17 protein-coding genes are annotated in these 19,103 nt (G+C 67.8%); 11 read left to right on the top strand and 6 right to left on the bottom strand.

From position 1 onward, the window contains the following. Positions 1 to 7: 7 nt before the first annotated feature. From EFY87_RS08640 to EFY87_RS08615, 6 genes are all read left to right on the top strand, one after another. The gene (locus EFY87_RS08640; RefSeq protein ID WP_123271069.1) at positions 8 to 1,267 is read left to right on the top strand and encodes a sigma-54-dependent transcriptional regulator family protein; all 1,260 of its coding nucleotides are present in this window, start codon (positions 8 to 10) and stop codon (positions 1,265 to 1,267) included. Between the two features lie 98 nt (positions 1,268 to 1,365). Beyond that, positions 1,366 to 2,889, top strand: a complete 1,524-nt coding sequence (exaC, locus tag EFY87_RS08635; protein ID WP_123271068.1) for an acetaldehyde dehydrogenase ExaC — start codon at positions 1,366 to 1,368, stop codon at positions 2,887 to 2,889. 78 nt (positions 2,890 to 2,967) lie between these two features. Then, positions 2,968 to 3,348, top strand: coding sequence for a DUF779 domain-containing protein (locus EFY87_RS08630; RefSeq protein ID WP_123271067.1), 381 nt, complete (start codon positions 2,968 to 2,970; stop codon positions 3,346 to 3,348). 47 nt (positions 3,349 to 3,395) lie between these two features. Continuing rightward, positions 3,396 to 4,817 carry a sigma 54-interacting transcriptional regulator gene (locus tag EFY87_RS08625; protein ID WP_220093569.1) on the top strand — a complete coding sequence of 474 codons (1,422 nt, stop codon included), beginning with the start codon at positions 3,396 to 3,398 and terminating at the stop codon, positions 4,815 to 4,817. Continuing rightward, on the top strand, positions 4,814 to 6,142 hold the full coding sequence (locus tag EFY87_RS08620) for a bifunctional metallophosphatase/5'-nucleotidase (RefSeq protein ID WP_123271065.1): 1,329 nt from the start codon (positions 4,814 to 4,816) through the stop codon (positions 6,140 to 6,142). The genes EFY87_RS08625 and EFY87_RS08620 overlap by 4 nt, the downstream gene beginning before the upstream one ends. Beyond that, positions 6,132 to 8,141 carry a vWA domain-containing protein gene (locus EFY87_RS08615; RefSeq protein ID WP_123271064.1) on the top strand — a complete coding sequence of 670 codons (2,010 nt, stop codon included), beginning with the start codon at positions 6,132 to 6,134 and terminating at the stop codon, positions 8,139 to 8,141. Before EFY87_RS08620 ends, EFY87_RS08615 begins: the two co-directional genes overlap by 11 nt. Positions 8,142 to 8,178: 37 nt before the next feature. Here EFY87_RS08615 and EFY87_RS08610 read toward each other — a convergent pair whose 3' ends face one another. Next, positions 8,179 to 8,469, bottom strand: a complete 291-nt coding sequence (locus EFY87_RS08610) for a hypothetical protein (protein WP_220093568.1) — start codon at positions 8,467 to 8,469, stop codon at positions 8,179 to 8,181. Between the two features lie 694 nt (positions 8,470 to 9,163). Here EFY87_RS08610 and EFY87_RS21130 point away from each other — a divergent pair. Further along, the gene (locus EFY87_RS21130; protein WP_123271062.1) at positions 9,164 to 10,363 is read left to right on the top strand and encodes a peptidoglycan-binding domain-containing protein; all 1,200 of its coding nucleotides are present in this window, start codon (positions 9,164 to 9,166) and stop codon (positions 10,361 to 10,363) included. A gap of 417 nt (positions 10,364 to 10,780) precedes the next feature. Here the strand turns inward: EFY87_RS21130 and EFY87_RS08600 are convergent, their stop codons facing one another. The 3 genes from EFY87_RS08600 to EFY87_RS08590 form a co-directional block, all read right to left on the bottom strand. Further along, the gene (locus EFY87_RS08600; protein ID WP_123271061.1) at positions 10,781 to 12,907 is read right to left on the bottom strand and encodes an MMPL family transporter; all 2,127 of its coding nucleotides are present in this window, start codon (positions 12,905 to 12,907) and stop codon (positions 10,781 to 10,783) included. A gap of 193 nt (positions 12,908 to 13,100) precedes the next feature. Then, entirely contained in the window at positions 13,101 to 14,189 is a 1,089-nt protein-coding gene (locus tag EFY87_RS08595) for an LGFP repeat-containing protein (RefSeq protein WP_123271060.1), read from the bottom strand. 10 nt (positions 14,190 to 14,199) lie between these two features. Beyond that, positions 14,200 to 15,246 carry an LGFP repeat-containing protein gene (locus tag EFY87_RS08590; RefSeq protein ID WP_220093567.1) on the bottom strand — a complete coding sequence of 349 codons (1,047 nt, stop codon included), beginning with the start codon at positions 15,244 to 15,246 and terminating at the stop codon, positions 14,200 to 14,202. A 300-nt stretch (positions 15,247 to 15,546) separates the two neighbouring features. Here EFY87_RS08590 and pdxT point away from each other — a divergent pair, with 300 nt between their 5' ends. The 4 genes from pdxT (at position 15,547) to EFY87_RS08570 (ending at position 18,411) form a co-directional block, all read left to right on the top strand. Next, complete coding sequence (gene pdxT, locus EFY87_RS08585; RefSeq protein WP_123271059.1) at positions 15,547 to 16,134, top strand: pyridoxal 5'-phosphate synthase glutaminase subunit PdxT; 588 nt, start codon at positions 15,547 to 15,549, stop codon at positions 16,132 to 16,134. Between the two features lie 90 nt (positions 16,135 to 16,224). Further along, the gene (locus EFY87_RS08580; protein WP_123271058.1) at positions 16,225 to 16,995 is read left to right on the top strand and encodes a YebC/PmpR family DNA-binding transcriptional regulator; all 771 of its coding nucleotides are present in this window, start codon (positions 16,225 to 16,227) and stop codon (positions 16,993 to 16,995) included. A gap of 8 nt (positions 16,996 to 17,003) precedes the next feature. Then, positions 17,004 to 17,879, top strand: a complete 876-nt coding sequence (locus tag EFY87_RS08575) for a serine hydrolase domain-containing protein (protein WP_123271057.1) — start codon at positions 17,004 to 17,006, stop codon at positions 17,877 to 17,879. Continuing rightward, positions 17,836 to 18,411 (top strand): hypothetical protein, encoded by a 576-nt coding sequence (locus tag EFY87_RS08570; RefSeq protein WP_148043290.1) that lies wholly within the window; start codon positions 17,836 to 17,838, stop codon positions 18,409 to 18,411. Before EFY87_RS08575 ends, EFY87_RS08570 begins: the two co-directional genes overlap by 44 nt. Here EFY87_RS08570 and EFY87_RS08565 read toward each other — a convergent pair. Both EFY87_RS08565 and EFY87_RS08560 read right to left on the bottom strand, forming a co-directional pair. Next, on the bottom strand, positions 18,408 to 18,824 hold the full coding sequence (locus tag EFY87_RS08565) for a type II toxin-antitoxin system VapC family toxin (protein ID WP_123271055.1): 417 nt from the start codon (positions 18,822 to 18,824) through the stop codon (positions 18,408 to 18,410). The two genes, EFY87_RS08570 and EFY87_RS08565, sit on opposite strands and share 4 nt — an antisense overlap. After that, positions 18,821 to 19,060 (bottom strand): FitA-like ribbon-helix-helix domain-containing protein, encoded by a 240-nt coding sequence (locus tag EFY87_RS08560; protein ID WP_123271054.1) that lies wholly within the window; start codon positions 19,058 to 19,060, stop codon positions 18,821 to 18,823. Before EFY87_RS08560 ends, EFY87_RS08565 begins: the two co-directional genes overlap by 4 nt. Between the last annotated feature and the right edge of the window lie 43 nt (positions 19,061 to 19,103).

Below are 19,103 nucleotides of genomic sequence, written 5' to 3'. Positions count from 1 at the left end.
TGGAGTGATGGTCCGCTCGCGACCGCAGCCTCTCGGCGACGACCGTCGCGCGGTGGAACGCGCCCGCGAGGCCTTTCTGGAGCGGCGCGAGCGGCACGCCGTGCGCCCTGAGGTCTATCAGTCGTGGTTGCGTTCGCTGACCGACGGACTCGACCCCGAGGCCGAGCTGCGGCAGGAGCCGCTCGGCGACTCCGCCCTCGAGTCACTTCGGGAGAACCATCCGCTCGCCGCGTCACTGCCGCTGATCCGTTCGCTGCTGACCGACAGTGCCGCCGAGGCGGGCCTGCTCGTCGCCGTCAGCGACGCGGCCGGACGTCTGCTGTGGGTCGAAGGTGACGCGACGTTGCGGGCTCGTGCCGAGACGATGCTCTTCCTTCCCGGCGCCAAATGGACCGAGCAGGCCGCGGGAACCAACGCACCCGGCACGGCCCTCGCGATCGATCGCGCGGTCCGCATCCGGGGTGCCGAGCACCTCGTCCGCCAGGCTACGGCGTGGAGTTGTTCGGCGGCGCCGATCCATGATCCCGACACCGGTGCGATGCTCGGTGCACTCGACCTGACCGGGGGCGACGAGGCGGCCGCGCCGCAGAGCCTCGCACTGGTGAGCGCCACGGTCGCCGCGGTCGAAGCGCAGCTACGCATCAGCCGCCTGACATCTGGCCTGACGATGCAGGACTCGCCGTGGCGCTCCGGCGGACACCGCCTGACCGTGCTCGGCGGGAGCGGAGCGACCCTGTCCAGCGGAGACAGCCTGCGCCGCTTCGGGCTGCGGCACAGCGAACTGCTCCTGCTGCTCTCGGAATCCACCGGCGGTATGTCGGCCGGTCAGCTTTCCGTCGAACTGACCGACGACGACCGTCCCTCGGTGACGTTGCGGGCGGAGGTGTCGCGGCTGCGCGGCCTGCTCCCCTCAGGCATGCTGGTGTCCCGGCCATACCGGCTGGCGGGCCACATCCATAGCGACGTCGCGGAAGTGCGCGAACACCTCGACCGGGGCGAGATCGGTGCAGCGGTCGCTGCCTATCGCGGCCCGGTGCTGCCGGAGTCCGAGGCACCTGGCGTCATACAGATCAGGGATCAGTTGCATCTGCGGATGCGCAATTCCGTGCTGGCACACGGGGATTCAGACCTGTTACTACGTTTTGCCGATACGGCTTTCGGGCGCGACGACCTGCAACTGTGGGAGACCGCCGAGTCGCTGATGGGCCCGCGGTCACCGCGCAGCGACACCGTCAGCGCACGAGTCACCCACTTGCGCGGAAGGTGACGAACGCAACGTTCGTGCAACGTTGCGCCACGTAACGTGGATCACACGCAGGGCAATGGTGCTTGTGCGACGAAACGATCCGCCAGGAGGACCTCCAGATGACTACTTACGCGCGACCGGGCGAAGCGGGCAGCCCCGTTTCGTACAAGTCCCGCTACGACAACTTCATCGGTGGCGACTGGGTGCCGCCGGCGACCGGCAAGTACTTCGAGAACATCTCGCCGGTCAACGGCAAGGTGTTCACCGAGATCGCCCAGTCGACCGAGGCCGACGTCGAGAAGGCGCTCGACGCCGCGTGGGCCGCCTTCCCGGCATGGAGCAAGACCTCGGTCACCGAACGCTCCAACATCCTGTTGCAGATCGCCGACCGCATCGAGCAGAACCTCGAGATGCTCGCCGTCGGTGAGACCTGGGACAACGGCAAGCCGGTACGCGAGAGCCTGGCGGCCGACCTGCCCCTCGCGGTCGACCACTTCCGCTATTTTGCGGCAGCGATCCGTGCCCAGGAAGGACACATCAGCCAGATCGACGACGACACCGTCGCCTACCACTTCCACGAGCCGCTCGGTGTGGTCGGGCAGATCATCCCGTGGAACTTCCCGCTGCTGATGGCAACCTGGAAGCTGGCGCCGGCACTGGCCGCCGGCAACTGCGTCGTCCTGAAGCCCGCGGAGCAGACCCCCGCGTCGATCTTGCTGCTGGCCGAACTCATCGGCGATCTGCTGCCGGCCGGAGTTCTCAACATCATCAACGGTTTCGGCGTGGAGGCGGGCAAGCCGCTCGCCTCGTCGAACCGGATCCGCAAGGTCGCGTTCACCGGTGAGACCACCACCGGCCGATTGATCATGCAGTACGCCAGCGAGAACCTCATCCCGGTGACCCTGGAACTCGGCGGCAAGAGCCCGAACATCTTCTTCGACGACGTGGCCGCGCACAACGACGCGTTCTACGACAAGGCGCTCGAGGGCTTCGCGATGTTCGCGCTCAACCAGGGCGAGGTCTGCACCTGCCCGAGCCGGGCGCTGATCCAGAAGTCGATCTTCGACTCCTTCCTCTCCGACGGCACCGAGCGGGTCAAGGCGATCGTGCAGGGCAACCCGCTCGACACCGACACCATGGTGGGCGCGCAGGCCAGCAACGACCAGCTGGAGAAGATCCTGTCCTATATAGACATCGGCACCAAGGAGGGCGCGCGGATCATCACCGGTGGTGAGCGCGTCGACCTCGGCGGGGACCTGTCCGGCGGCTACTACGTGGCCCCCACGATCTTCGTCGGCAACAACAAGATGCGGATTTTCCAGGAAGAGATCTTCGGCCCGGTGCTGTCGGTGACCGAGTTCGACGGCTTCGACGACGCCATGTCGATTGCCAACGACACGCTCTACGGCCTGGGGTCCGGTGTGTGGTCCCGCGACATCAACACGGCTTACCGTGCCGGCCGCGAGATCCAGGCCGGCCGGGTGTGGACGAACTGCTACCACGCCTACCCGGCACACGCCGCGTTCGGCGGTTACAAGTCGTCCGGCATCGGCCGCGAAAACCACCTGATGATGCTGGACCACTACCAGCAGACCAAGAACATGCTGGTCTCCTACAGCGCCAACAAGCTCGGCTTCTTCTAAGCCGGTGATCCGGTCGTTCGCCCGTTCCGCCATACGATGGCGGGGCGGGCGAACGCCATGAGAAGGGAAGCGATTCCGATGACTGACCAACACACGGCCGGGGTCGAGGTGACCGAAGACGCAGCCCGGATGCTTCGGCAACTGATCGATGAGAACGGCCCGCTGATGTTCCACCAGTCGGGCGGATGCTGTGACGGTTCGTCCCCCATGTGCTACCCGCAGGGCGAATACCGCATCGGGCAGCGTGACGTGCACTTGGGCGATCTCGCGGTCGGCGACGGTTATCAGCCGGTGCCGGTCTACATCTCCGGCGAGCAGTACGAAGTCTGGAAGCACACGGAGCTGACCATTGATCTGGTCAAGGGCCGTGGGGCGGGCTTTTCGCTGGAGGGGCCGACGGGTTACCGCTTCCTCACGCGTTCGGACGTCTGCGCGCCGGACGCTGGGCGGCAGGGCTGAGCCGAACCCCCCGAGGCGCTCCAAGATGGAGGCGTAGCGTTGGTGTGGTGACGGATTCGACCACTTCGACACCTGCACCCACCATCTCGACCGTCGGCGAACTGCGCGCCGCAGGGCACCGGCAGCGGACCATCCGGGAGGAGTTGCGCGGCAATCTGGTCGCGCGGCTCGCCGCTGGGGACGACCCGTGGCCCGGCATCCAGGGCTTCGACGACACCGTGCTGCCCCAACTCGAGCGCGCGCTGCTGGCCGGCCACGACGTGGTGCTGCTCGGCGAACGCGGCCAGGGCAAGACCCGCGTCCTGCGGACCCTCGTCGGGCTGCTCGACGAATGGACGCCGGTCATCGACGGCTCCGAACTCGGCGAACACCCCTATGAGCCGATCACCCCGGCATCCCGGCGGCGAGCCGCCGAACTCGGCGACGAGTTGCCGGTCGCGTGGCGGCATCGCAGTGAGCGGTACGCCGAAAAGCTCGCAACACCAGACACTTCCGTCGGCGACCTGGTCGGCGACGTCGACCCGATGAAGGTTGCGGAAGGCCGCAGCCTGGGCGATCCGGAGACCATTCACTTCGGGCTGATCCCGCGCGCCCACCGCGGCATTGTGGCGATCAACGAGCTGCCCGACCTCGCCGAACGCATTCAGGTCGCGATGCTCAACGTGATGGAGGAGCGCGACATCCAGGTGCGCGGCTACACGCTGCGTCTGCCGCTGGACGTCCTCGTCGTCGCCAGCGCCAACCCCGAGGACTACACCAACCGCGGCCGGATCATCACCCCCCTGAAGGACCGCTTCGGCGCGCAGATCCGCACCCACTACCCGCTCGAGGTCGAAGGCGAAATGGCGGTGATCGAGCAGGAAGCGCAGCTGGTCGCGACGGTCCCGTCATACCTCGTGGAGATCCTGGCACGCTTCACCCGGGGCCTGCGCGAATCCACTGCCGTGGACCAACGGTCCGGCGTATCAGCGCGTTTCGCGATTGCCGCGGCTGAGACAGTCGCTGCCGCGGCGCTGCACCGGGCGACTCTGCAAGGTGAGGACGAGGCGGTGGCCCGCGTCATCGACCTGGGCACCGCCCTGGATGTGCTCGCCGGCAAGGTGGAGTTCGAGACCGGCCACGAGGGCCGGGAGGAGGCGATCCTGGAGCACTTGCTGCGGCTCGCGACCGCCGACACGGCACGCAGCCGGCTGCGCGGCATAGACCTCGGCCTGCTGGTGTGCGCCTTGGAGCATGGTGCACAGGTGACGACGGGTGAACAGGTGAGCGCCGGCGCGGTGCTCGGCGACCTGCCGGTGCTCGGGGAGTCGGACCTCTACGACCAGATCGCCGAGCGGCTCGGCGCCCTCACGGCCGGGGAACGTGCGGCGGCGGTCGAACTCGCCCTGGAGGGGCTCTACCTGGTCAAGCAGGTCAGCAAGGAGTCCGACGAGGACGGCAACACCGTCTACGGCGAGGACGGCGTATGACGACGCTGGAGATCCTGCACTGGAACGACGTCCACGGCCGGTATGCCGCGCTGGCGCGAGCTTCCCACCGGGCCAAGCAGATTCGCGCCGAGGCCGAACATCCGGTGCTGCTCATGGACGGTGGTGACATCGAGGAGTCGAGCGTGCGGCTGTCGGCCCTGAGCTATGGCACGTCCGGGTGGCGAGCGCTGCGTGCCGCCGGCGTTGACGTCGCCGTGCCCGGCAACGGTGGGCTGATGCGCTACGGGCCGCGGGTGCTCCCGAGGTATGCCGAGGCACTGGGCTCCCCTCCAGTGCTGGCGAATCTGGGCGTCGACGGCGGACTGTTGCCGGGAGTCGCGCCATACCGACTGATCGACGCGGGGGAGGTGCGGGTCGGGGTCATCGGCATCACCGTGCCGGCGTCGGTCTACGGGTCGTTCGGGATGCAGGAGTTCGGGCTGTTCCAGTGCGTCGATCGCGCAGCGCGACAGGTCCGCCGCGAAGGAGCGGACGTCGTTGTCGTGCTCAGTCACTGCGGGGTCGACCTGGACCGGGCACTGTCGTGGGATGCCCGCGGCGCGGTCGATCTGATCGTCGGCGGACACACGCACACCCTGCTGCCGGACGGGGACCGGGCCGGCCTACCGATCGTGCAGGCGGGCAACTACGCCGAGCATCTCGGTCGGGTCAGAGTGCAGATCGAGGACGGCCGGGTCGAGGTCGTCTCGATGACGGTCGAGGAGATCGCGTCCGGCGGTCCGCAGGATCCTGCTGTGCTGCAAGAGGTTTCGGCTGCCGAGTGCGACCTGGAGCAGTGGCTCGCCGAGCCGATCGGATCCTCGCAGGGCGCGGACTTCGACCCGCTGACCGGTGGTGGCGCAGCGCGCCTGATGGCAGCGGCACTGCTGGCGCGGCATCCCGCGGACGTCGGGGTGATCTTCCCGGCCCAGCTGGACGCCGGCCTGTCCACGGGCGTTGTGCGCCGGTGCGACCTGTGGGCGCTGACCTCATCGCCGGCGAATGCCGCCACTGCGACCGTCACCGGTGCGCAGCTGCGCCGGATGGCGCTGTCCGGCGCGACCGATGAGAATGCCGCGAGGTCGCCACGCTTCCTGCGCGGCCGCTCGTTCGGGAAGCTGGTGATGGTCGGGGCCGAGATCACCGACGGTGAGGTCCTGGTCGGCGGCGAGCGGGTGCGCGACGACCGCGTCTATCGGGTCACGGGGTGCGACATCGAGCTGTCGACATACGGCGGGCTGTTCACGGCCGAACCGGACGATCTGGTCCTGCACACGCCCGACATACTTCCCGAAATCCTGGAGGCGTATCTCGTTGGCACGTAAGCACACTCATCGGTCACGCTACGGTCGGTATGCCGGCGGCCCCGACCCGCTGGCACCACCCGTCGACCTCGCCGAGGCGCTCGACGCCATCGGCGAGGACGTGATGGCCGGCTACAGCCCGGAACACGCGATGCGGGAATTCCTGCGCCGCGGTGGCCGCCAGCAGCGCGGGCTGGACGACCTCGCCCGCCAGATCGCCGAGAAGCGCCGGGAACTGCTCGCCAAGCACAACCTGGACGGCACCTTCGCCGACATCAAGAAGCTGCTCGACGAGGCGGTGCTCGCCGAGCGCAAACAGCTGGCTCGCGACCTGGACGACGATGCCCGCTTCGCGGAAGTGCGCATCGAGAACCTCCCGCCGTCGACGGCGGCCGCGGTGAACGAGCTCGCCGACTATCCGTGGCGCAGCAGCGAAGCCCGCGAGAAGTACGACCAGATCAAGGACCTGCTCGGGCGTGAGTTGCTCGATCAGCGGTTCGCCGGGATGAAGCAGGCGCTGGAGGGAGCGACCGACGAGGACCGGCAGCGCATCGGCGACATGCTGCGCGACCTCAACCAGCTGCTCGAAGCACACGCCCGCGGCGAGGATACCGACCAGCAGTTCGCCGACTTCATGGCGAAGCACGGGGACTTCTTCCCCGAAAACCCGCAGAACATCGACGAATTGCTCGACTCGCTCGCGCAGCGGGCGGCCGCCGCCCAGCGGATGCTCAACTCGATGACCCCCGAACAGCGCGAGGAGCTGATGCAGCTGTCGCAGCAGGCGTTCGGGTCACCCGAGCTGATGCAGCAGCTGGCCCAGCTGGACGCGAACCTGCAGGGGTTGCGGCCCGGCGAGGACTGGTCCGGGTCGGAGGAGTTCGGCGGTCAGCAGGGCATGGGGCTCGGCGACGGCACCGGCGTCATACAGGACCTGGCGCAGCTGGACGAGCTGTCGGAGCAGTTGTCGCAGCAGTATTCCGGCGCGCAGATGGACGATCTGGATCTCGACGCGCTCGCGCGCCAGCTCGGCGACGAGGCTGCTGCCGACGCGCGGACCCTGGCCGAGCTGGAGCGGGCGCTGCGCGAACGGGGTTATCTGACAAAGGATTCCAGCGGTGAGCTGAAGCTGTCACCGCGCGCGATGCGCGAGCTGGGTCGCACGCTGCTCAAGGATGTGGCGACTCGGCTGAACGGGCGCGCCGGGTCGCGCGACGCCCGTCGGGCCGGTATGGCGGGGGAGCCCACCGGCGCCAGCCGCGAGTGGCAGTTCGGCGACACGGAGCCGTGGGACGTGACGCGCACCCTTACGAACGCTGTGCTGCGCCGGGCGAGCGGTGCCGACGACCGGCTGCTGACCATCGCCGACGTCGAGGTGCAGGAGACCGAGGCGCGCACCCAGGCGGCGGTGGCGCTGCTCGTCGACACCTCCTTCTCGATGGCGATGGACGGGCGATGGGTCCCCATGAAGCGCACCGCTCTCGCGCTGCACCACTTGATCCAGACGCGTTTTCGCGGGGACACGTTGCAACTCATCGGTTTTGGCCGGCACGCGCAGTCGATGGACATCGACACGCTCACCGCGCTGTCGGCCGAGTGGGACAAGGGCACCAACCTGCATCACGCGCTCATGCTGGCGAACCAGCATTTCCGCCGTCACCCGAACGCACAGCCGGTGTTGCTCATCGTGACCGACGGTGAGCCGACCGCGCACCTGGAGCCGAACGGCGAGGCCTGGTTCGACTACCCGCCGCATCCGCTGACCATCGCCTACACCGTGCGCGAGCTGGACACCGCGGTGCGCCTCGGTGCCCAGACGACGATCTTCCGGCTGGGCGAAGACCCCGGACTGGCTCGATTCGTCGACCAGCTCGCTCGCCGTGCCGACGGGCGGGTCGTCGCACCCGAACTGGACGACCTGGGCGCTGCCGTCGTCGGCGGCTATCTCGGCGGCCGGCAGGGCGGTGCGACCTACCGGGATCTGGGGGGCTGGGGCTGGCGCGGCGGCTGGGTGAGCTGACCAGGCGCTGGTCGCGAGCAGGGGGGCCGAGGCAACGTCAGGCGTCGCTCGCCGAGTCGTCGCGCGGGAACTCACGGCTGGCGTGCGAGTCGTCGCGCACGTCATACAGCTTCCGCAGCGTGCGGATGACCTCGAGCTGACGCTTGCTGTGCGGGCTCGCGCAGGACTCGCCCTCGTCGCCGGGCACCGGCTCGAACGAGTGCAGCACGATCCGCTCCAGTAGTTCCCCGAGTGACTCGTCGTTGAAATCGGCGAGCCCTTTGAGCACCTTCACGAGGTTCTTTTCCATCCGGACGCCGAGCTGAACCCTGGCAAAACTTGTTGTCATGGGACCAAGGTACCGCGGTAACATGGTGCGAAGTCCGAATCCGAGGGGAGGCAGGCCGCTTCTGGCTGTACGACGGCGGCCCGGTCGCAGGCGTGCTCGTCACGCGCTGGCACGACGATCGCTGGCAGGTCCATCCAGTCGTCGCGCCAGCGCTGGGAACCGTTGCCCCGCAGACGGTCTGGCAATGCGCGAGGCAGCTGATCGACAGCCACACGTATGAGTCGTCGAGGTCAGCTTGCGCGACGACGATCCGACCTTCCAGTCCCTGGTGGCCGGCGCGGGTTTCGCAGCCGGCGAGCAGGGCGCCACGCTGGATGGACGCTGCGGAACGGCTGGCCCCTCGGCCGCCGGCGTCGTGCGTGTGTCTCGTCGACCGCCGTACTCACAGGGACGCGCCTCACCCGATGGCTGTGCGCAACGGTGCCGAAATCGAAGGCCGACTACGTCAGACTCCCTTGTACGACGCTGAACTCGACGTTGCCGTGCTGCGAGCCTGCCGAGACGATGACGACCTACACGATCACTCGTTGAGGAGTCAGGTATCCGCCGGCCGAGAGAGGCTCGCCCGCGTTCGGCAGTCCGGCGGGCCCGGCGCAGTGCTGTCCCGGTATCACCGTCCCCGGCCGGACCTCCTTCTTGGTGGGTCAGCAGACCAAGCCCGGCGCGGCCGGGCGCCTCATCGAAGGAGTGCACCATGCCTGTTCAGTCTCCGAAGCGTGGCGCGCGACCGGCCCCGCGCAGCGTGTTGGCCGCCGCCCGTCCGCATCTGACCGAAGCCGGCGCGCCCCCGTCATACATCGTCGTGCCGCAGCGGATCTCCATGTGGGGCAACGACGTTCACGGTGACTGCGTCACCGCGGAGGAAGCGTTCGCCAAGGCCTGCCACCAGCCCGAGGTCTTCGTTCCCGACGCCTCCGTCATTGCCTGGGCCACCCTGCACGGCGTGCTGGAGGGCGCATACCTCGTCGACGTGCTCACCTGGATGCAATCCGACGGGTTCTACCTCAGCCCGAGCCTGTATGGCGACGGCTCGCACGTCTCGGTCGACTGGACGAACCCCGCGAACGTGCGCAGCGCCATCGCGCAGGGGCCGGTCAAGCTCGGTGTCGCGGCCGACCAGCTCGACGGCGCCTGGCAGTCGACCGATGGCACCACCGGCTGGTTCGCGACCGGGTTCACGCCCGACTCCAACGAGGACCACTGCGTATCCCTCTGTGGTTACGGCACATTCGGCTGGCTTGCGCAGCAGCTGGGCGTGAGCGTGCCATCGAACCTGAGCGCCGGGACGCAGGGATATGCGATGTTCACCTGGAACACGATCGGCATCATCGACGTGCCATCGATGCAGGCGATCACCGCCGAGGCCTGGCTGCGCACGCCCACGACAACCGTGCGCCGGAGCCCGAATCCGGGCCAGCCCACCATCTCCGCAGGCGCGACCGGCACGGCCGTCCGCAGGCTGCAACGAGCACTGCACCGCACGCCCAACCCGTCGATCGTCGTCGACGGCGTGTTCGGACCCGGCACGACGAGCGCGGTAAAGCAGTTTCAGCAGGCGAACGGCCTGACAGCGGACGGCGTGGCCGGGCCGGTGACCTGGGCCCACCTGCCCGACGGCGGGCCGATGCCGACCCTGTTGCAGGGATCGAGCGGAGCAGTCGTCAAGAGTCTGCAACAGGTCCTCACCAATGGCGCGCCGGGGCAGTGGGGCACCACTCCGCACGGTGTGGACGGGAAGTTCGGGCCGAACACCGCGGCGTCAGTGAAGGCATTGCAGAAGTGGGGCGGCGTCACCGCGGACGGAGTCGTCGGCGACAACACGTGGGACGTCTCGCTGCACGCGGCCGGCGCCGATCTCGAGTCGGCGGTCGGGCTGCAATACGTCCAGGGCTGATGTCCGGGTGCCGGAACCGGTTCTGTTTCAGCAGGTTTCGGCAACCGAATCCCTCGGGAGGTTCCGGCTCGCGTGCGGACTGGCCCTCGTCGCCGGACTCGCGAGGAAGCCGTCAGTCGGCGAAGGGCAGGGTGCCCGGTCGATCATGACGGCCGCGGGGACGGGAACGCGCCGTACGCGACTGATCGGAGATCCGGAGGCATGTCTTCGCCCTACCCTGGTCCTGTCAACGGACAAAGGGAAAATCGCCATGCTCACCAAGCAATTGCCGGCGGACTGCTCGGTTGGGTCACCGCAGCAGTCATCGGGATCTCGATCACGCTGATGACCGACATGGATCGATCGACAGTGGCTTGTGGGCCTCATTTTTCTCATCGCGGTGACTGTGGTGTCGAGCGTCAACGGTGATCGGAGCCGTCAATGGTGGACGGGGGCAGGCACCCGGTCGCGCTCCGCATCCGACGCGATCTGTTCGTCGGTTGCATCCGAGACCAGTCGCAGCTTGCCCGGCCACCAGATGCGCGGGCCGATGTCGAGCGTGAGCGCCGTGACGAGCACGGCGCGTACGACGATGGTGTCGAGCAACACCCCGAGGGCGACCGCGAAGCCGATCTCCGCGAAAGCCACCAGTGGCAGGGTCCCCAGCACGGCGAAGGTCGACGCGAGCACGAGTCCCGCGGAGGTGATCACGCCACCGGTCGCGGAGAGTCCGACGATCGCTCCCCGCCGGGTGCCGTGCTCTCGTGCTTCCTCGCGCACCCGCGTCATCAGGAAGATGTTGTAATCGATGCCCAGCGCGACGAGGAACACGAAGACGAAGAGGGGCAGCGACGGATCCGTCCCGGCGAAACCGAAGACGAAGTGGAACACCAGGGACGACAGCCCGAGCGCGGCACCGAACGACAGGATCACGGTCAGGATCAGCACAATTGGTGCGACGATCGCCCGCAGCAGCACGGCCAGGATCAGCAGCACCACCAACAGCGTCAGCGGGATGATGACGCGGCTGTCGTGATCGGTGGCGTGCTGCACGTCATACGTCACGGCAGTGGTGCCGCCGACCAGCGCATGTGTCCCGGGTATGCCGTGGGCGACCTTCCGGATCTCGCGGACCTGTCCGAAAGCGCTGGAACCGTAGGGGTCCCCGGACACCGAGGTCTGCAACAGGGTGCGGTCGCCTCGCACGATCGGTTTCGCGGACGGCGAGAAGCCGGCCGTCAACAGCTGCCGGCTCACCTCACCCGAACGTGCGCTGTCGACCAGCACGTAGACCGGGTCGGTCTCGTTGCCCGCGTAGTGGCTCTGCAGCACCCTCGCGGCGGCGACCGAGTCCGGGGTGCCGGTGAAACTCTGCGCGGACGACAGGCTGTGCGAGTTGAGCTGAGTGAGTCCCAGCGTGCACAACAGGAGCACCCCGCCGGTCACCAGCCACACCGCGCGAGGTCGCGGACGGATGAACGCGCCGACCCGTGCCCACAGGCCGCTCTGGGTCGGTTCGGGGCTGCCGTACGTCGGGCGTCGCGGCCAGAAGACCCAGCGGCCGACCGTGACGAGTAGCGCGGGAAGCAGCGTGGTCATCGCCAGGAGCGCGAAGACGATCCCGAGGGCTGCGACCGGGCCGAGTCCCTTGGTCGAATTCATTTCCGCGGCCAGCAGGCACAGCATGCCGAGCATGACGGTGCTGCCACTGGCGAGGATCGCCGGGCCGGATCGGTGCAACGCGAAAGCCATTGCCTTGTGGCGGTCTTCGTGTCTGCGCAACTCTTCGCGGTACCGCGCGACGAGTAGCAGCGCGTAATCGGTGCCGGCACCGACCACGAGCACGGTGAGGATGCCATAACTCTGCCCGTTGACGGTCAGCCCGGTGTGGTCGACCAGCAGGTAGATGAACGCCTGCGACGCCGTGAGCGCGACGCCCGCGCTCAGGATCGGCAGGACCCACAGCACGGGACTTCGGTAGGTGAGCAACAGGATCACGATCACGATGCCGAGGGTGCCGAAGAGCAGCGTGCCGTCGATGCCGGAGAACGCGTCCGCCTGATCGGCTCCGAAGCCGACCGGCCCGCCGAGGTGGACCGCCATACCGTGCGCTCCGGCTGTCGCCGTCGCGCGCAGCTGTTTCGCCGTGGTTGGGAGGTCGTTCCAGCCGGACTTCGGGTCGATGTGCAACGGCACCAGGGTTTGCAGCGTCGTTCCGTCCTTGGACGGGATCGGGCCGACGACCGGACCTGCCAGATGCGGGGTATTCGTCCGGTATGCCGCCGCGTCGGCCTTCGCCTTCGCACGATCCGCTGCGGTCAGCCCGCCGTCGCGGTGATAGACCACGATGGCAGGAAGACTGTCGCGATCGACGAACGATCCCAGCTGGTCGAACGCCTTCGTTGATTCGGCACTCGCGGGCAACCAGGATGATGTCTGGTTGTCCTGTGCGCCCGACAATTTGCCGGCGAGTGGGCCCAGCGCGAGCAGCGCCACGACCCAGACCACCAGGACGACATATTTACTGCGACGACCACATACCAGTGCCGCGAATCGATGATCCATCCGATGACCCCTCCGGAAATCTGTGACTTCGCGATCAGAGATGCTTAGGTTCTCTCTATTTCGCGATATATCGCAAGTGTAGTCACGCCTTGCCGTGGGCAACACCCATTTTGTGAGTTGTTCTCATGGGGGCGTAGGGGGTGCCCCGGCCCGGGTCGTAGACGATTCCGGGCCGGGACTGAGCCCCAGGTGCTCAGGCGGGCCCGATGATGGCGCCACCCGATGAGGTCCAATGGATGGTCGCGGACTCGAAGCGCTGCTTGCGGCCCGCACCGTCGGCTTCCTCGTCGGCCAGCGGGTATCCGAGCTTGGCCTCGCGCCCGTTCGACTCGAAGGCATTGAGGATCTCGCCGTGGACCAGGTGGGCGTCGGTCGGCTCGGACCAGAGGATGAGCGCGCTCTCGAAGTACTGGTAGCGGCCCTTCGTGCCCTTCGGCGATGCGGCGGCATCGGCCTCGTCCATCGTCGGGAAACCCCAGGAACCCTCGGAGCCATTGCCGCGATATTCGGCGAGAATGCGGCCGTAGACGGCATAGGCGACGTTCGGATGCCAGATGATCATGCCGTTCTGGAAGTCACGGAAACGCCCGCCGCGCTTGGAGTCGAACTCGTCGTTGACCGACGGGCCGAGCGGGCCGGAGGCACCGCCGAGTGCGTTCCACTTGTCGGCGATCACGCCATACGGGATGCGGATGTCCAGGTTGGTGATCCGGGCCGCCTCGTAGCTGCGGCAATTGGCCCACGTGCGCTGCTCGGCGGGGTGCCCGTAGTCGTATTCCTCGTGCATGACCGGTTGCGTGTGCGCGGCGTCGGACCAGCCGGCGAAGATCGCGATGTGGTGGGGCCGGTCGATCAGGCAATCGCCCGGCTGCAGCGCGGCATAGTTCGGCAGGGTGGCGAGCCGGTCGCCGAAGGTGAAGGTCGCGTATGACGTGTCCAGCCGCCAGCACATGGAGGCATATCCGGAGCAGTCCTGCCGGTAGGTCTTCGAGCCGCCGGCCTCAGTGGCGTATGCCGACTGCGAGTACGGGATGTGCCGGTTGATCCAGTCCCAGGATCGCAGCATGACTTCCCCGCGACCGATTGGTGGCCCGGAAACCGTTGCTGCATGGGCAGATTGAGCGAAGACGGTCTCACCGGTCGCCAGTGCGCCCGCCGACAGCGCGCCGATGCCCAGCAACTTGCCGAACGAACGCCGGGACATGCCGGCCGCGTCACGAGGGACGAGGAGGCCGGCCGAGTTGGGTGAATGGTCCGATCGTGGGTCGAGATGGTCTCTCATCGCGCATGCCTCACTTCTTGGTGACGACGGCGCCACCGGCGGCCGTCCAGTCGATGGTCGCGTTCTGGAACTGCTGGACCCGGCCGCCGTGGCCGTCGTCCGCCTCGTCGGTGATCGGGTAGCCCAGGGCGGCCTCGCGACCGTTCGCCTCGAATGCCTTGAGGATCTCGCCGTGGATGATGTGCGTTCCCGTGGGCTCGGACCACAAGAACAACGCGTTCTGGAAGTACTGGTAGCGCCCCGTCGTACCGTCCGGAGCGGCGTGCGCAGCCAGCTCGTCCATCGTCGGGAAGCCCCACGCGGTCTCGGAGTTGGTCGCCCAGAACTTGGTGAGGATGTCGCCGTGGATCCAGTGCGCGCCAGTGTCTGCCGACCAGATGATGATGCCGTTCTTGAACAACTGGAAGCGGCCGCCCATCTTGGCGGCTTCCTCGGCGCGCACCAGCGGCCCGACCTCGCCACCCGCGCCGCCGAGCGCGGCATACTTCGCGCCGATCTCGCCATACGGCTGCATCGCCTGGTTCATCAGGTTCTGTGCGGTGGACTGCGCCTCGCCATACCGGCCGCGGAGGTCCTCCCGCGGCCGCTCGACGTCGGCGGCGAGCGTGCCCGCGTCGTGGTAGTTCTGGATGCCGAGGCTGTTTGCGGTGTTGATCCACCAGTTGGTGGAGTAGACGACGTCCTTGCGTTGCGCGTAGCTGCCGTTGAAGTCCTGCAGCTGGAAGACGCCGACGGACGTCTCCTGGCCGCAGCCGAGATTGTTCATGTGCGACTCGACCCAGCCGGACTCGAACATTGCGAGCATTGCGATCGGCGGCAGGTTGCGTGCCTGGCCGACCTCGTAGACCTTGCGGGTGACATTGAGGTCGGCGCCGGCGGGGATGCCCCCGCAACTGAGCGCGCGCAGTTGCGCACTGCTCATCGCGGTCAATGGCACGTGGCCGATCGGGGAGTTGTGGTTGGCGCTGCCGCTCGCGAGTGCGGCTGGGGTGACGGCGAGCGTTGCGCAGAGGACGGCCGTGGTGGCCAAGCCTCTGCGGGTGGATCTGTGGGGCATGCGAAGCCTTCCGGGGTGGCCGGACCGGGGTGCGATCCGGAGAGTGAAAACCCACGCGCCGCAGGTGATTCGGGCGGGGCAGTCCATCTCTAGCCCCACTGACAGGCATCTCACAACCAACGTATGGTCAATTCTCAGTAAACGATTTCCCAGCTACTTGCCGGTATGGCGACAGTCGCGCCGACTGACGGTCATTGGGCCGAGTGACGGTCCCAGTGCGCCGTCGCTCGGCGAGGAAGCCGTCACTGGCCGAAGGGGAGGGTGCAAAGGGGTTGTGGGACCCTGGGCGGCGTGAATCCGATGATTGGTGTCCTCGCGGTGCAGGGCGATGTTCGCGAACATGTTGCGTGTCTCGAATCGCTAGGAGCCACAACACGTTTGGTGCGTCGTCCGGCGGAACTCGACGGGCTTGACGGGATTGTGCTGCCCGGCGGCGAGTCGACCACGATGGACAAGCTGCTGCGGGCTTTCGAGTTGCGGGATCCGCTGCGTGAGCGGTTGAGCGCGGGCCTGCCGGCATACGGCTCCTGCGCCGGGATGATCCTGCTCGCCGACCGGGTGCTGGACGCGACCGCCGACCAGCAGACACTGGGTGGGATGGACGTCACGGTGCGCCGCAACGCGTTCGGCCGTCAGGTCGACTCCTTCGAGGAGGATCTGGTCATGCCGGTCATCCCCGGCGACCCGGTGCGCGCGGTCTTCATCCGGGCACCGTGGGTCGAGTCGGTGGGCGCGGACGTCGAGGTGCTCGGGACGGTCGCGTCGGGGCCGGCAGCGGGCCGGGTCGTGGCCGTCCGGCAGGGGAACCTCCTTGCCACGTCGTTCCATCCCGAAGTGACCGGTGACGGCCGCGTGCACGACTACTTCCTGGGTATGGCGAAGCGCTGAGCGAGCCGCAGCGGTTGGCCGTCCGCGCCGGGCGATAGCATTGCAGGTCGAGCCAGCAGCACGGACAGTCTTAACGAGGGATACAGGTTTATGAGTGGTCACTCCAAGTGGGCGACAACCAAGCACAAGAAGGCAGCGATCGATGCCAAGCGCGGCAAGCTGTTCGCCAAGCTGATCAAGAACATCGAGGTCGCGGCACGCTCCGGCGGTGGCGACCCGGCCGGCAACCCGACGCTCTTCGACGCGATCCAGAAGGCGAAGAAGTCGAGTGTGCCCAACGACAACATCGACCGTGCGGTCAAGCGCGGCTCCGGTGCCGAGTCCGGGGGCGCCGACTATCAAGCGCTGACCTATGAGGGGTATGCGCCTGGCGGCGTCGCCCTGCTGATCGAGTGCCTCACCGACAACAAGAACCGCGCCGTCGCCGAGGTGCGCACCGCACTGAGCAAGAACGGCGGGTCGATGGGGGAGTCGGGCTCCGTCGCGTTCATGTTCCATCGCAAAGGCGTCGTGATCGTCCCCAAGAAGCAGCCGACGGGCGAGGCGACCGAAGACGGCCTGCTCGAGGTCGTGCTCGACTCGGGAGCCGAAGAAGTCAACGACATCGGCGAATCCTTCGAAATCGTCTCGGAGGCAACGGATCTCGTTTCCGTGCGAGAGTCGCTCCAGGCCGCGGGCGTCGACTACGACTCCGCGGACTCCTCGTTCCTGCCGACCGTAGAGGTCCCGCTGGACAAGGATGGCGCCAAGAAGATGTTCCGCATCATCGAGGCGCTGGAGGACAGCGACGACGTGCAGAACGTCTACGCCAACGGCGACGTCCCCGACGCCGTGCTTGCTGAGCTCGAGGCGGAGGACTGAGCCCGGCGATGCACGAGTTGCGGCAGTCGGCACCTTCAGCAGAGGGAGTCGACGCCGCGGCTGTCGGCCATTTCCTCGACGCTCTCGCGACCGCCGGTATTGAGGCGCACAGCCTGATGCTGCTGCGGCACGGGGCGGTGGTCGCTGACGCGCACTGGGCGCCATACGAGGCGGGGCAGCTCAACCTGCTCTACTCGCTGAGCAAGAGCTTCGTCAGCGTTGCTGCAGGGATCGCGGTGCAGGAGAACCGCTTTCGGCTCACCGATCGCATCGTGGACCTGGTGCCGGACCTCGTGCCGCCCGACGTGGCGGACAACTGGCGGCTGGTCACCGTGCGCGACTGCCTGCGGATGGCGACCGGGCACCTCGACGACCCGGCGTTCCACCTGGCCGCGGACGACTGGCTCGCCGCGTTCCTGCGGATGCCGCCGGAGCAGGCACCCGGCAGCGTCTTCACCTACAACCAGCTGGCGACCTACACGGTTGCGCGGCTGATCCAGGAGACCGCTGGCGAGCGATTGCTGGACTACCTGCGGCCACGGCTGTTCGAGCCGCTTGGGGTGGACACTGCCGCGTGGCTCACCGACGGGCACGGCCACGACCTCGGTTTCTCGGGGCTGCACCTGCCGACCGACGCGATCGCCCGGCTCGGGCAACTGCTGTTGCAGCGTGGCGAGTGGCACGGGCGGCAACTGGTCCCGGCCGGCTGGATCGAGGAGGCGACGAGCCCCCAGATGCCCAACGACGGCGCGCACCGCCGGCCGGGCGTGGAGGAGCCGACGTTCGACTGGGGTCATGGCTACGGATATCAGTTCTGGTTGTGCCGCAACGGTTTTCGCGGTGACGGCGCGTTCGGTCAGTTCTGTGGTGCTGCCGGAGTATGACGCGGTGCTCGCGATGACCGCGGAGACGACCCAGATGCAGGCCGTGCTGGACGCCGCGTGGGACCACCTGCTGCCGGGCCTTGACGCGGGCGGTTCGTGCACTGCCGACGAGGAACTGGCCGGTCGGCTCTCGTGTGCTGCGGTCCGTATCCCCGGTGACGACGCTTCGGGGACAGACACCACCCGGCTGGTCCGCGACGGCGGCGACGCGGCACCGAAGGTGGATGCCGTGTCCATCGAGATCGCGGATGACGGGTGGGTCGCCGTCTTCCATGCAGGGGAACGGCGGTGGGAGCTTCCGGTCGGCAAGGGCACCTGGGCCGCGGGGGAATGGAAGGGTGACCCGGGCGTGCCGTTCCGCAGCGCCGGCGGCTGGGTGAGCGGCCGGTTCCGCGCGGAGTTGCGGATGATTCGCACGCCGCACGTCATACAGCTGGTCGCCGACCGCGGAGCAGGCACGGCCCAACTGCGCTGGCGCGAGCAGCCGCTGCACGGCTGCGGCCCTGGACAGCACAGCATCCAGCCGGGCTAGGCGAACGGATCGATTACCTGCAGCCCGGTCGCCTCGAACGGCGCGACGTCGCGTGTGGCGACGGCGAATCGGTGCGCCAGCGCGATGGCGGCGATGAGTGTGTCGGCATCGCCGACCGCCAGGCCGCGGGTGCGGGCATCCGCCCGCAGGCTGGCATAAGCGATCGAAGCGGGCTGATCGAAGCCGAGGATTCGATCCCCGAAGAGCGGCCTGATGCCGTTCTCGAACGCGGCGGCGAGCCTGGTCCGCCTGGCTCCTCGCGGAAGTGCCGCGATGCCAAACCTGATCTCTGCCAGGTTCAGCGTCGTCAGATAGAGCGTCTCCGGTGCCTGCCGGTCGGTCCAGTCAATAACGCACTGCTGTGGGTGGGCGCGCATCAACTCGGAGACGACGTTGGTGTCGAGGATGATCACGTGAGATCGACTGGATCGCTGCTGTCGGGCGAGCGAGCGATCTCCAGGTCAAACCCACCGGCCTTCGCGGCGATCCGGCTCACCCGGGTGCCCAAGCCGGCGCCCTCGGGAACCGACACCGCGTCAGCCAGGATCGCGCGCACCTCCGCCTCGGTGCTCCGCCCGTGTGCCGCAGCGCGGGACTTGAGCGCCCGGTGGGTCTCCGCCGAGAGGTTGCGAATCGTGATGGCGGGCACGGCGCCCCCTTCTGCTATCAGTGTGAGAAAATGATAGCAGTGT

The organism is Flexivirga caeni (assembly GCF_003724155.1).
GTDB classification, from domain to species: Bacteria; Actinomycetota; Actinomycetes; order Actinomycetales; family Dermatophilaceae; genus Flexivirga; species Flexivirga caeni.
The sequence above is the reverse complement of the archived record's forward strand: the minus strand, read 5'-3'. Positions and strand labels throughout refer to the sequence as shown.